This is a genomic window from Mitsuaria sp. MSU3D (assembly GCF_056867975.1).
In genome coordinates this window covers 4,211,995-4,224,585 of sequence record NZ_CP200314.1, presented here as the reverse complement: position 1 = coordinate 4,224,585, position 12,591 = coordinate 4,211,995, and the positions used below count along the sequence as shown (strand labels likewise).

General features: G+C 68.3%; 10 protein-coding genes. 4 read left to right on the top strand and 6 right to left on the bottom strand.

The features are described from left to right. Window positions 1–71: 71 nt before the first annotated feature. From AC1VNM_RS18615 to AC1VNM_RS18605, 3 genes are all read right to left on the bottom strand, one after another. Complete coding sequence (locus tag AC1VNM_RS18615; RefSeq protein ID WP_431100264.1) at window positions 72–1,076, bottom strand: serine/threonine protein kinase; 1,005 nt, start codon at window positions 1,074–1,076, stop codon at window positions 72–74. An 80-nt stretch (window positions 1,077–1,156) separates the two neighbouring features. Next, window positions 1,157–2,089, bottom strand: coding sequence for a DUF2726 domain-containing protein (locus tag AC1VNM_RS18610; protein WP_483107878.1), 933 nt, complete (start codon window positions 2,087–2,089; stop codon window positions 1,157–1,159). Window positions 2,090–2,296: 207 nt separating this feature from the next. Further along, window positions 2,297–3,049: a GNAT family N-acetyltransferase gene (locus AC1VNM_RS18605; protein WP_483107877.1), complete on the bottom strand. Its 753-nt coding sequence runs from the start codon at window positions 3,047–3,049 to the stop codon at window positions 2,297–2,299. 269 nt (window positions 3,050–3,318) lie between these two features. Here AC1VNM_RS18605 and rplM point away from each other — a divergent pair, with 269 nt between their 5' ends. From rplM to erpA, 3 genes are all read left to right on the top strand, one after another. Continuing rightward, window positions 3,319–3,747, top strand: coding sequence for a 50S ribosomal protein L13 (gene rplM / locus AC1VNM_RS18600; protein ID WP_067065533.1), 429 nt, complete (start codon window positions 3,319–3,321; stop codon window positions 3,745–3,747). 9 nt (window positions 3,748–3,756) lie between these two features. Next, the gene (rpsI, locus tag AC1VNM_RS18595; protein WP_067065532.1) at window positions 3,757–4,149 is read left to right on the top strand and encodes a 30S ribosomal protein S9; all 393 of its coding nucleotides are present in this window, start codon (window positions 3,757–3,759) and stop codon (window positions 4,147–4,149) included. A gap of 200 nt (window positions 4,150–4,349) precedes the next feature. Next, window positions 4,350–4,724: an iron-sulfur cluster insertion protein ErpA gene (gene erpA, locus AC1VNM_RS18590; RefSeq protein WP_088407855.1), complete on the top strand. Its 375-nt coding sequence runs from the start codon at window positions 4,350–4,352 to the stop codon at window positions 4,722–4,724. A gap of 109 nt (window positions 4,725–4,833) precedes the next feature. Here the strand turns inward: erpA and AC1VNM_RS18585 are convergent, their stop codons facing one another. Both AC1VNM_RS18585 and AC1VNM_RS18580 read right to left on the bottom strand, forming a co-directional pair. Continuing rightward, entirely contained in the window at window positions 4,834–5,964 is a 1,131-nt protein-coding gene (locus tag AC1VNM_RS18585) for an anhydro-N-acetylmuramic acid kinase (RefSeq protein WP_483107876.1), read from the bottom strand. Between the two features lie 48 nt (window positions 5,965–6,012). Further along, window positions 6,013–7,398: a peptidoglycan DD-metalloendopeptidase family protein gene (locus AC1VNM_RS18580; protein ID WP_483107875.1), complete on the bottom strand. Its 1,386-nt coding sequence runs from the start codon at window positions 7,396–7,398 to the stop codon at window positions 6,013–6,015. Between the two features lie 387 nt (window positions 7,399–7,785). Here AC1VNM_RS18580 and tyrS point away from each other — a divergent pair, with 387 nt between their 5' ends. Continuing rightward, the gene (gene tyrS, locus AC1VNM_RS18575; protein WP_377161720.1) at window positions 7,786–8,964 is read left to right on the top strand and encodes a tyrosine--tRNA ligase; all 1,179 of its coding nucleotides are present in this window, start codon (window positions 7,786–7,788) and stop codon (window positions 8,962–8,964) included. Window positions 8,965–9,021: 57 nt separating this feature from the next. On the opposite strand, the gene AC1VNM_RS18570 is transcribed toward tyrS, so the two are convergent. Next, complete coding sequence (locus tag AC1VNM_RS18570) at window positions 9,022–12,492, bottom strand: S41 family peptidase (RefSeq protein WP_483107874.1); 3,471 nt, start codon at window positions 12,490–12,492, stop codon at window positions 9,022–9,024. Between the last annotated feature and the right edge of the window lie 99 nt (window positions 12,493–12,591).

Sequence of the window (12,591 nt, the reverse complement as noted above, 5' to 3'; positions counted from 1 at the left end):
TGCCTCGAATCGGTGAGGGGACCGCTGGAGAGGGCCGTTGCGTCCGGAGCGCGTCGCCGCGCTCCCTGGCGTCATCCGGGCCAGGCGTCGTGACGGCGCGTTTCCACCTGCATGACATCGAGCTGCTCCCGCAGCTTCACGACCTGGTCGCTCCAATAGTTCGGCGTGCCGAACCAGGGGAACGCCGCCGGGAAGGCCGGGTCGTCCCAGCGTCGCGCCAGCCAGGCGCTGTGATGGATCATGCGTTGCGTGCGCAGCGCCTCGACCAGCCTCAGCTCACGCCAGTCGAATTCACGCACGCTCTCGTAGCCGTCCAGCAAGGCATCGAGCTGCCGCCGCGCCGCGTCGGGCTCGCCGGACAGCAGCATCCACAGGTCCTGCACCGCGGGGCCCTGCGCGGCGTCGTCGAGGTCCACGAAGTGCGGTCCCCGATCCGGCGTCCAGAGGATGTTGCCCGGATGGCAATCGCCGTGCAGGCGCAGCGCGCGGCGATCCGGCAGCGCATCGAAGGCGGCGTCGATGGCATCGATGCATCGGGCCGCGGCGTCGTGCCAGTTGGCCGCCACCTCGGGGGCCAGCGTGTCGTTCGCGCGCAGCCAGTCGCGCGCCTCGCGCGCGGGCGCGGCGCTGTTCCATGCGAGGCGATGCTGGAAGGGCTCGCGCTGGCCGACCTCATGCAGTCGCGCCAGCAGGCGGCCGATCCAGCGCAGCACTTCCGGATCCTCGAGCTCCGGCGCGCGACCGCCCTGCCGCGGCGTCACCGCGAAACGTTGGCCCTGGAAGTGGCCGAGCGTGCCCGACGTGTCGTCGGTCGTCAGCAGCAGCGGCGGGACGACGGGCACCTCGGCGTCGGCCAATGCGCGCGCGAACGCGTGTTCCTCCAGGATCTGCGCGTCGCTCCAACGGCCGGGCCGGTAGAACTTCGCCACCACCGCCGACCCGTCCTCCAGATGCGCCATCAGCACGCGGTTCTCGTAGGAGTTCAGCTGCAGCAGTCGGCCGTCGGGGCGCAGGCCCGCGTGCTCGAGCGCGTCGAGCATCAGTTCGGGGGTCAGGAGGCCGAAACCGGCCGTCATGTCAGTCATCGGAGCGGCGAGGGCAGCAAAAACGGCGCCGAAGCGCCGTCGTGTCCTCGAAGAGCGGGCAGGGGCGTAGCTTAGCGCCGCCCGTAGCGGGGCGAGTCGACGACCACGCCGCCGATGTCGGGGTCCGGCAGTTCGCCGGGCAAGGTCGGGAAGTCGCGACCGTACTGGGAGTCGCGGAACTGCGCATCGCGCGCATGCGGGTCCCGGAGCTGGGGATCGCGGAGCTGGGAATCCCGGAAGCCCGGGGCGTCCTGGGCGCCGGCGCGCGGTCGATAGCCGCGGGCACGCGGCTCCGCGGACGGCAGCGGCGCCTGCATCGATTCGCCGCTGAAGGCGTCGTAGCGGCTGTCCGGCGCGAAGAAGGAATCGCTGAACACCGGCGAATCGTTCCACAGCGTGTTGCGCGATGTCGCCGGCGCGGCCGCCGGGGCCGGGCGGCGCGGGGCGACCGGCGGGGCGCTGGGCAGGTGCGTGGCGCCTGTGCGCGGCATCGCCGCCATGCCGGCCCGGCTGCCCTGATTGCTGTAAGGCACAAGCAGTTGCAATTCGGTGGCGCTCGGCAGGTTGTCCACCGAGGTGCGCAGGTAGCGGATGCGGCACGCGGCCAGGACCGCCTGCTTGATCTGCAGGTTGCGCGCGGAGCCCGGTCGGTCCGTCTCGATGTCGATCGCGGCGAGCACGCGACCATTGGGGCTGCAGATCGCGAAGTTCACGCTGATGCCGCCCAGCAGCTCATACCAGTAGCGCACGTCGCGGGCTTCGGTCGGCTGGCAGAAGCGCACCATCGGCAGCTTGCACATGACGACGTGGTGCGGCAGCGCCTCGCGCAGCAGGCGGAAGACGCGGCGTTCGTCGGCGCTGAAGACGGGACGGGCGTTGAGCGACCACTCCGTGGGCAGCGGCTTGCGCTCGCGACGCGGGCGCCGCAGCAGCAGTGCGGCGGCCAGCCCCAGGACTGCCAGCGCCGACAGCCCCGCGATGATCCACGGAAGCAGGTTCTGCATATCCCAATGAGCTGGACGGACCGGACGGATGGCGCGCGAGGACGCCGGCGGACGCACGGGAGCAGCGGATCAGAGACACCGTACCGGGCGGATCGCGGGAATGTAGCGGAAAGGCGTTACAAATTGCATCCGCAATCGCCCCGGAACCCCCTGGAATCGGGTGGGCCGGGAGGGAATGAAACCGGTACCTGTGCGATCAGCGGTTTGTCAGCGTTTGGAATCCGGGTCGTCGGAACGGTCGCGCACCTTGCGGATGCGGGACTTCACTTCCGCCACGCCGTCCAGGAAGTCGCCGACGGTGCGCATGTGGCGCTTGAACTGGAAGTCCCATTCGGCCATGTGACGCTCGAGGGCCTCGTCCACGTGCGAGGACACCGAGTCCGGCGGCAGGCGCAGCCAGGCTTCGGATTCGCCGCCATCGCGCTCGACCGTCGCGCCGGCGTTGCGGGCGATCTTCAGCATCGGGGCGTTCTCGCTGAGCGCGTGGATGAAGAGCGTGTCGATGCCGCGGTTGCGCGCGTGCAGCGAGGCACGTTCGAACAGCCGGCCGCCGAAGCCCTTGCCACGGGCGGATGTGGCGACCGAGACGCCGAATTCCGCCATCGCCGGACGGCCCTTGATCTGCGGCGCCGGCGCGTAGGCCAGGTGGGCCACGGCGATCAGCTGCAGGCGGCGGTTGAAAATGCCCAGCACCTCGTCGCGCACCAGATCCAGGCCGGCGACGTACTTCCCGATCTGCTCGTCGCGCGCCGGATAACCGAAGCGCAGGTAGCGGTCGCGCTCGCCGAGCGCCAGCAGGTGCTGCAGGATGCGCTTGCGGTGGCGCTTGCCCAGCGAGCGGATCGGCACCCAGCCGGTCCAGCGCGCCAGCATCGCGCGCGGGCTCCAGCGGGAGGACGGCGCGGCCTCCGGCGCCTTCGGCCGGGGCGTGTTCGGGCGGGGATCGGGCGGGGTGGGCATGGCGGGCTCGGCGATGGGGAGGGATGCTAGCGGGGAACGGTCCCGGCGCCTCCCCGGACGCGTCACAAATCGGGTCGGAAGGGCGGTGGGCAGGGCGGATGGGGCCGCTTCGGCGGTCAGGATTTGGGCTTTCGAACGGGTTCTGCTAGACTCGTCGGCTTTCCCGTTTCCAAGGCAGCGGGGGAACGTCCGTGAGAGGCCGCAAGCAAAAGCGTGCACCGAGCGTACGGGGGCAGATCGCCCGAAGTTTCGCCTTTTGAAAGAATCTCATGAAGACCTTCAGCGCCAAGCCGGCCGAAGTGACGCACGAGTGGTTTGTGATTGACGCCACCGACAAGGTGCTCGGACGTGTTGCCAGCGAAGTGGCACTCCGTTTGCGCGGCAAGCACAAGGCCATCTACACGCCTCACGTCGATACCGGTGACTTCATCGTCATCATCAACGCCGAGAAGCTGCGCGTCACCGGCAACAAGGCCACGGACAAGGTGTACTACCGTCACTCGGGTTTCCCGGGCGGCATCTACGCCACCAAGTTCAAGGACATGCAAGCCAAGCATCCGGGCCGTGCCCTGGAAAAGGCCGTCAAGGGCATGCTGCCCAAGGGCCCGCTCGGCTACGCGATGATCAAGAAGCTGAAGGTGTATGCGGGCGACACGCATCCGCACACCGCCCAGCAGCCCAAGGCGCTGGAAATCTAAGGAGCGGAGATGATCGGAAACTGGAACTACGGTACCGGCCGTCGCAAGTCGTCTGTGGCACGTGTCTTCATCAAGAAGGGCACTGGCCAAATCACGGTGAATGGCCGCTCGATCGAGCAGTACTTCGGCCGTCAGACGTCCATCATGATTTCGCGCCAGCCTCTGCTGTTGACGAACAATGGTGAAGCGTTCGACATCAAGGTCAACGTGCACGGCGGCGGCGAGTCCGGCCAGGCCGGCGCGGTCCGCCTGGGTATCACCCGCGCGCTGATCGACTATGACGCGGCCCTGAAGCCCGAACTGAGCCGCGCCGGCTTCGTCACGCGTGATGCGCGTGAAGTCGAGCGTAAGAAGGTCGGTCTGCACGGCGCCCGTCGCCGGAAGCAGTTCAGCAAGCGCTGATCGACTTCCGTCCGCTGGTGGCATCCGGGTTGGGATGTTGCCGGCGGCGAAAGCTCAAGAACAAGGCCGCTGCTTCAGCGGCCTTGTTTTTTGTCCGGCAGGGTGCATATCCTGCTGAAGGGGCTTATCTCCAAACGTCCGTTGCATGTGCGGGGGCTTTGAGATAATCCCGCCATTCCTCCGACACAACAGGATCCACGATGAGCGCAGTCCTCGAAACCACATCCACCGATCTGGGCGGCATGCCGGCACCGCTGGTCTTTACCGACAGCGCGGCTGAGAAGGTGCGCGAGCTGGTGCTCGAAGAAGGCAATCCGGAACTGAAGCTGCGCGTGTTCGTGCAAGGTGGCGGTTGCTCCGGCTTCCAGTACGGCTTCACCTTCGACGAGGCCGTGAACGACGACGACACGCAGATGGCCAAGAACGGCGTGACGCTGCTGATCGACGCGATGAGCCTGCAGTACCTGGTGGGCGCCGAGATCGACTACAAGGAAGACCTGCAGGGCGCCCAGTTCGTGATCAAGAACCCGAACGCGCAGACGACCTGCGGTTGCGGTTCGAGCTTCTCGGTCTGATCGGAGCACGCTCCGGACTCGTCGGATGCACCGGCCCTCGGGCCGAATGACAAAGACCGCCTTCGGGCGGTCTTGTCGTTTCTGGGGTGTGGAGCCTGTTCCGAGGTTCTCAGGCGGGTGTATAGCTGCCCAGCACACGAGGGCCCGACGCGCCGGTCACTGCGGGCAGGTTGCCGGGCAGCCCGCGCACATGACGCATGGCCAGCCATGCGAAGGCGGCGCCTTCGACTTGCATCGGTGGCAATCCCTTCACCGCGGTGGTGCTGACGGCCACCGTGGGCAGCAGCACCTGCAGCCGCTTCAGCAGCGTGTCGTTGAACGCGCCACCGCCGCAGACGAGCAGCTCGCGCCATGCGCCCGGCGCGAAGGCGACCAGACTGTCGAGGACGCAAAGCGCGCTCAACTCAAGCAACGTCGCCTGCACATCAACGGCGGAAACACGCGGCGCGTGCGCCGAGATCCTGGCATCGAGCCAACCGAGGTGGAACAGATCCCGCCCCGTGCTGCGCGGCGGGGCCTGGCGGAAGTAGGGCTCGGCCAGCAGTGCATCGAGCAAGCCCGCATGCACCTGTCCCTGCGCGGCCCATTGACCGCCGGCGTCGTATTCGGCGCCCTGATGGCGATGGATCCATCCGTCCATCAGGCAGTTGCCGGGGCCGCAGTCGAAGCCACCGCTGCGGCCGTCGGCCCAAAGGAGGCTCACATTGCTGATGCCGCCGACATTCAGCACGACCACGTCGGTGCCGTCCTGTCCCAGTACCGCGCGGTGGAAGGCCGGCACCAGCGGCGCGCCCTGACCCCCGACGGCGAGGTCACGACTGCGCAGATCGTGGACGACGGCAATGCCGGTGAGTTCGGCCAACAGCGCGGCGTTGAGCAGCTGGATCGTGAAGCCGGTGCCATCAAACTCGCCGGGCCGGTGCCGCACCGTCTGCCCGTGCGCGCCGATCGCGCGGACTTCCTGCGGCGCCAGTCGCTGGGACATCAGCAGTGATTGGCAGGCCTGCGCGTAGGCGCGGGCCATGGCGTTGCCGGCGAGCGCGGCACGCTGAAGTTCGTTGTCGCCGGGGCTGTTGAGCGCGAGCAGCTCCGCGCGCAGCTCCGGACCGAAGGGCTGGTAGTCGTGGGCGAGGGTGTGAACGCGACCATTGGCCTCGGCACGCACCAGTACCGCGTCGACGCCGTCGAGCGAGGTGCCGGACATCAGTCCGATGTAGAGCTCGGCGCCGGAGGTCGTCATGGCCGGAGGGGCTGGAAAGCGAAGCGCCTGCGGAGAGCGCCGGACGCCTTACTCGCCGACGACGCCGTCGTGGATCGAGGCAGCCGCCTCGAGCGCGTTCTTCGCGCTGGCGACCTGTGCCTTGAATGCGGCCTTGGCGGTCGCGGGCAGCGTGACGGCCTCGGAGGCGCGGGCAATCACACGCGGATCCTGCTGCTTGCCGTTGACGCGGAATTCGAAGTGCAAGTGCGGCCCGGTGGCCCAGCCGGTCGAGCCGACGGCGCCGATCTTCTGCCCTTGCTCGATCTTCTGGCCCTTCTTGACGTCGATCCGGCTCAGGTGGGCGTAGACCGTCATGCGGTTGCCGCTGTGCTTGAGCTGGATGACGTTGCCGAAGCCGTTCTGCCAGCCCGCGAACTCGACGTTGCCGTCGCCGACGCTGCGCACCGCGGTGCCGGTCGGTGCGCCGTAGTCGATGCCCTGATGCTGGCGCCAGGTTTGCAGGATCGGATGGAAGCGCATCGCGAAGCCGGATGTGACGCGCGAGAACTCCATCGGGCTCGCCAGGAACGAGCGGCGCTTGCTCTCGCCGTCGAAGCCGTAGTAGTTGCTCTTGCCGCTGGTCGGGTCGCGGAAGAACACGGACTGGTAGCTCTTGCCGTTGTTCACGAACTCGGCGGCCAGCAGGCGGCCCGAACGGTTGCCCCAGGTGATGGGTTCGCCGTCGGCGGTCAGGGTTTCGTAGACCAGCGAGAAGCGGTCGCCCTTGCGCAGTTCGCGGTGGAAGTCGATGTCGCCCGAGAACATGTCCGCCAGCTGCGTGGCGATCGCGTCGGGCACGTTGGCCTCGTCGGTCGCGGCGAACAGCGAGGACTGGATCGTCCCGCTGCCCAGGCGTGTCTGCGTCTCGTACGCCACGGTCTCGAGCTTGGAGACGAACTTGTCGCCTTCGCGCGTGATGCTCAAGCGGGTGAAATGGGTGTCCAGCTGCTCGCTGGCTTCGGCGGCGTAGCGGGCGACGATGGACTGCACCTCGCCGCTGGCGGTCGCGACGACCTGGACGCGCTTGCCGACACGGCCGGTCAGCAGCTTCTTGGCGGTGTCGTCGGTGCGCAGGAAGGCGGCTGCTGCCGTGTCGAACGCGCCCATGCGCTTGAGCAGCGCATCGGCGGTGTCGGCGGCGCGGGTGACGTCGCTGCGCGAGAGACCCGGATCGAACGCGGCCAGGTCGGCCAGTTGCTCGTCCAGCGACTGCAGCGGGATGGATTCGGAGACGACGCGTTGCGGAAGGTCCGCAGCATCAGGGGCCATCGGCGCGACGCCGAAGGCGGTCACGGCGAAGCAGCTCAGGACACCGACCACGGTGCCGGTCAGGGCGCGCGGGTGTTTGGCCGCGAAGGATTCGGCGCGAGCGAGGGTGCGCTGCACGCGCTGCCATTCGTCATTCCAATTCATCACGCGCCGAAGACCTTTTTCTGGAGCCTGAGAAAGTGCCGCCCGCCGCCACGCCTGCAAAAGCGCGTGGCTCGAACGGCCCGTGCCGGAGATCCGCAGCGCCTGCAAAACGAAGGACGCCCTGAAGGGCGTCCAGATGCTGCGAGGAGCGTCCACTAGAATCGCCGTCTTGCGTTGCAGCGACAGGTCAGGCATGTGAATTGCCCTCCTTGCGCCCCGCAAAAACAGCCGAAAGTATAGCGGCGGGCCCGGGTTACAAATGCTAGAAAACCCGGTAAATCAAGACTTTACGTAAGCCCGTGCGGGCTCCGAAGTGCCATGTCTGACATCCGAACCCCCGCCGCGTCGGCCCCCGAATTTCCGATCACGGACCGGGTCCATCATGCAATGCAGCAATCCCTGCGCGGCTGCGAGGAATTGCTTCCGCAGGACGAATGGCTGAAGAAGCTGGCGCGCTCCGAGGCCACCGGCCAGCCCTTGCGGATCAAGCTGGGCCTGGACCCGACGGCGCCCGACATCCACGTCGGCCACACGGTGGTGCTGAACAAGATGCGCCAGCTGCAGGACCTGGGGCACCAGGTGATCTTCCTGATCGGCGACTTCACCTCGATGATCGGCGACCCGTCCGGCCGCAACGCGACGCGCCCGCCGCTGACGCCGGAGCAGATCAAGCACAACGCCGAGACCTACTACAAGCAGGCCAGCCTGGTGCTGGATCCGGCGCGCACCGAGATCCGCTACAACAGCGAATGGAGCGACCCGCTGGGCGCGCGCGGCCTGATCCAGCTGGCTGCGAAGTACACGGTGGCCCGCATGATGGAGCGCGACGACTTCACCAAGCGCTACGCCGCCGGCACGCCGATCTCGGTGCACGAGTTCCTCTACCCGTTGATGCAGGGCTACGACTCGGTCGCGCTGAAGTCCGACCTGGAGCTCGGCGGCACCGACCAGAAGTTCAACCTGCTGATGGGCCGCCATCTGCAGGCCGAGTACGGCCAGGAGTCGCAGTGCATCCTGACGATGCCGCTGCTGGAAGGGCTGGACGGCGTCGAGAAGATGTCCAAGTCCAAGAACAACTACGTGGGCATCACCGAGCCGGCCAACGGCATGTTCGCCAAGATCCTGTCGATCAGCGACGTGCAGATGTGGAAGTGGTTCGACCTGCTGAGTTTCAAGTCGATCGAGGAGATCGCCGCGCTGAAGCGCGAGGTCGAGGGCGGGCGCAATCCGAAGGAAGCGAAGGTGATGCTCGCCAAGGAGATCACCGCGCGCTTCCACAGCGCGCAGGCGGCGGAAGACGCGGAGGCCGACTTCAACAACCGCGCCCGCGGCGGCATTCCGGACGACATTCCCGAGCTGTCGCTGAGCGGTGCGCCGATGGGCATCGCCGCACTGTTGAAGGCGGCGAACCTGGTGCCGTCGAACGGCGAGGGCAACCGCAAGATCGAGCAGGGCGGCGTCAAGATCGACGGCGTGACCATCAGCGACAAGGCCTTGAAGGTCGAGGCCGGCACGATGGTGCTGCAGGTTGGCAAGCGCCAGTTCGCGCGCGTGACGCTGAGCTGAACGCGCGACGCCAACGAAAAACGGGAGGCCAAGGCCTCCCGTTTCTGTTTGCGCAGGTCACTGCTTGATCGGCCGCAGATACGGCCCCGGCTTGGGCGTCTTGATCGGATCCTTCGCGATCGCGTCCTTCAGCCAGGCGATGGCGGCATCGAGCTGAGCATCCTGCCCGTTGGCGGTCGCCCGTGGCGGGTTGTCGACCTCGATGTCCGGCGTCACGCCCTTGCCCTCGACGAGGAACTGTCCGTCGACGGTGATCTGGCCGTTCTCCGCGGCGCGCATCAGGCCGTTGTCCATCAGTCGGTTCTGGTCGGACAGCCACACGCCGGCGCCCGAGGTCGTCTTGCCGATGACGGGACCCAGGCCCAGGCGCTTGAAGCCTTCGGAGAAGGTCTCGCCGTCGGAGTAGGTCTCCTCGTTGGCGATCACGACGACCTTGCCGCGGAACACCTGCTGCATGTTCGGATACGGCTTGCTGCCGTACGGCGAGCGCGGCTGCCAGAAGGCCCAGGCGCGGCGCAGCAGCGTCTGCAGGATCCAACTGTCGATGTTGCCGCCGTTGTTGTGGCGGACGTCGATGATCAGGCCTTCGCGCTCGCTCTGCGCGTAGAACTCGCGGACGAAATCGCCGATGTCGTCGCGGGTCATCGCACGCAGGTGCAGGTAGCCGATCTTGCCGTCGCCGCCCTTGTCGACAAGCTTGGCGCGGCTGAAGCGCCAGTCGTTGACACGCAACAGGCTTTCGCGGCGCAGGTCGACCGGCGTCACGACGACCGGGCGTTCCTTGCCGGAGGGCTCGCGGATCTGCAGCAGCACCTGCTTGCCGGCCTGGCCGCGCATCAGCTCGCTGGGATCCGGCACCGACTGGGCCTTGCGTCCGTTGATCTGCGTGATCACGGCGCCTTCGGCGATGTTGAGGCCGGGCGCGGCGAGCGGGCCGGCCTCCGACGGCAACTCCGGATCGCCGGCGAAGATGCGCGTGATCTTCCAGCCGTTGCCCTTGGGATCGCGCTCGAGCTGCGCGCCCAGGCCGGCGTAGCCGGGTTCCTCGGCGCCCTTGCGGAGTTCGCCCGGGGCGACCTGGCTGTGCAGCAGGCTGAGTTCGCCGACCATCTGCGCCATCAGCTCGGCGAGTTCGCCGCGCTCGGTGACGCGCTCCGTCAGCGGGAAGTACTTGGCGCGCATGGCGACCCAGTCCACGCCGTGCATGTCCTTGTCGTAGAAGAAATCGCGCTGCATGCGCCAGGCGTCGTTGAACATCTGGCGCCATTCGGCCTTCGGGTCGACCGCAATCTGCCAGTCGGACCAGCGCACGCGCGACTTGTCCAGATCGCCCGGCAGCTTCGGACCGGCGTCGACGATCAGGATCTCGGGCGCGGTGCCCGGCGCGGCCGAGCGGCGGATCATCAGCTTCTTGCCGTCGGCGCTCAGGTCCCAGGCGGCGACGCCGTCGGCGAAGGTCTCGATCTTGGTCTCCTGCGGACCGATCGGCAGCTGGCGCAAGGCGGTGCCTTCCTGCACATACAGGCGCTTGGAGTCGACCGCCAGACCGCTGTAGTTGCCGGCGGCGGCCGGGACCTCGTACAGGCGCAGCGCCAGGCCCGGGATCTGGATCTCGGGTTTGCCGCCCTTCGCGGCGGCAGGCTTGGCTTCCTTGGCCGCGTCAGCCTTGGCTTCCTCGACCTTCTGCTTGGACTCCTTGTTGTCGGGCTTGTCCTTCTCCTGCTCGCGGATCTCGGCTTCTTCCTTGGCCTTCATGCCTTGGAGTTCATCCGGCGCGGCGAACGGGAAGCGCAGGTTCGGCTGCAGTGCGATCGCGTAGATCTTCCAGCCCTTGTCGAAGTAGGGACCCATGTTGCGGTCGCCCCAGGGGCCGGGGTTGCCGGTCACGCTGAAGGTGCGACGCGACAGGAAGTACAGCCATTGACCGTCGGGGCTGAAGGCCGGCGCGGTGGCGGCGTAGCGATCGCTGCCGAGCTGATGGACCTTGCCGTCGGCGACGGTGAGCAGCATCAGCTGCTCGCGGTACGGGTTCGCCGTGGTGCGGACGAAGGCGAGGGACTTGCCGTCCGCCGACCAGCTCAGCGCCGCGGCGCCGTCGCCGAGCGTGTCGTGGTCGACCTCGCGCGTCGCGGCGGCGCGGGCGGGGTTCTTGAGGTCGGTGAGGAAGAGCCGGCCTTCCTTGTCGGTGTGCGCGATCCAGCGGCCGTCGGGCGACGGCGACAGGCTGCGGCGCAGCACGGTGGCGCCTTCGGTGATCTGCCTGGGCTGGCCGGTGCCGTTGGCGGCGAAGCGCCAGATCTCGAATTCGCCGCTGAAGTCGCAGAACGCGAAGACGTCGTGGCTGTCGCCGCTGAAGGCGCTGTCGCGGCAGCGGCCGGCGTCGTCGGCGGAGGCGGGGATCGGCAGTTCGGCGCGGCGCAGCGGGCCGACGCCTTGCGTGGCGAGGCGGCCGCGCGCGGTCAGCACGACCTGCTCGCCGTTGGGCGAGAGCGAGACGCCGGTCAGGAAGTCCTGCGGACGCGCGATCCAGCGCTTGCGCTGCTGGTCGTAGTCGCCGGCCAGGCGGAGGTCGATCTTCCGTTCGGCGGCGCTGCCGTCGAGGTCGACGCGGTAGAGGTCGGCACCGAGCGCGTAGACCGCCTGCGCGCCGTCCAGGCTGGCATGGCGGACGTCCCAGCCCTTGTGGCGGGTGTGCTGGCGCAGGTCGGAGCCGTCGGGCTTCACCGACCACAGGTTGTAGGTGCCGTCGCGGTCGGAGAGGAAGGCGACACGGGCGGTGCCGGACGCGTCCTTGTAGGGCATCGGGCGGCGGTCGTTGGCGCCTTCGGGCAGCAGCGGCCGGGCCTCGGCGGTGCCGGCGAGATCCATCACCCACAGCCGGGCGAGGGCGCCGCCGCGATACTGGCGTGCGTTGTCGCCGCGCAGGCCGTTGCGGGTGAAGTAGAGGGTCTTGCCGTCAGGGCTCAACGCGCCGTCGCTGGCCTGACCGACCGGCAGCGCGCGATGCAGGCCGCTGGTGAGGGAGACCAGGTGCAGCTGGGTGCCGGGCTCGCCGCGTTCGGTGGCGCCGGAGTAGAGCACCTCGTTGTCGGCGGTGATGCCCCAGACGCGCACGGCGCCGGTGTCCCAGGTCAGGCGGCGGGCGATGCCGCCGGCCGCGGGCATCACGAAGACGTCGCCGGCGGATTCCTGCTGGCCGACGAAGGCGATCCAGCGGCCGTCGGGCGAGACGGCCGGGAAGGTCTCCGCGCCGCCGTGCGTGGTCAGGCGCTGCGCGGTGCCGCCACTGACGTTGGCCTGCCAGAGATCGCCTTCCGCGACGAACACCAGGCGGTCGCCGCGCAGCGCGGGCTGGCGATAGAAACCGAGCGACGGGTCGACGAGGGCGGGCCGGGCCGGCGTGCTGCGGGCGACGGCATCCGCCGTTCCGGCGGCGGCGGCCGAGGTCGCGGTGGATTCGGCGGCGATGGCGAGGGTGGCCATCGAGCAGGCCGTGGCGATGGCCAGGCGACGGAGCGTGATGCGCATCGGAAGTCTTCCTTGTGGGAGTCCGGGACGGAGCGTCGGAACGTGAAGGGGAAGGGGCCCGGCCTGACGGCTGCCGGAAGTCATGCGGCGCGGATTCTG

Excerpts from the sequence above, each read along its gene's own strand:
- AC1VNM_RS18615 (WP_431100264.1), bottom strand. The coding sequence starts at position 1,076 with ATGACGGCCGGTTTCGGCCTCCTGACCCCCGAACTGATGCTCGACGCG.
- AC1VNM_RS18610 (WP_483107878.1), bottom strand. The coding sequence starts at position 2,089 with ATGCAGAACCTGCTTCCGTGGATCATCGCGGGGCTGTCGGCGCTGGCA.
- AC1VNM_RS18605 (WP_483107877.1), bottom strand. The coding sequence starts at position 3,049 with ATGCCCACCCCGCCCGATCCCCGCCCGAACACGCCCCGGCCGAAGGCG.
- rplM (WP_067065533.1), top strand. The coding sequence starts at position 3,319 with ATGAAGACCTTCAGCGCCAAGCCGGCCGAAGTGACGCACGAGTGGTTT.
- rpsI (WP_067065532.1), top strand. The coding sequence starts at position 3,757 with ATGATCGGAAACTGGAACTACGGTACCGGCCGTCGCAAGTCGTCTGTG.
- erpA (WP_088407855.1), top strand. The coding sequence starts at position 4,350 with ATGAGCGCAGTCCTCGAAACCACATCCACCGATCTGGGCGGCATGCCG.
- AC1VNM_RS18585 (WP_483107876.1), bottom strand. The coding sequence starts at position 5,964 with ATGACGACCTCCGGCGCCGAGCTCTACATCGGACTGATGTCCGGCACC.
- AC1VNM_RS18580 (WP_483107875.1), bottom strand. The coding sequence starts at position 7,398 with ATGAATTGGAATGACGAATGGCAGCGCGTGCAGCGCACCCTCGCTCGC.
- tyrS (WP_377161720.1), top strand. The coding sequence starts at position 7,786 with ATGCAGCAATCCCTGCGCGGCTGCGAGGAATTGCTTCCGCAGGACGAA.
- AC1VNM_RS18570 (WP_483107874.1), bottom strand. The coding sequence starts at position 12,492 with ATGCGCATCACGCTCCGTCGCCTGGCCATCGCCACGGCCTGCTCGATG.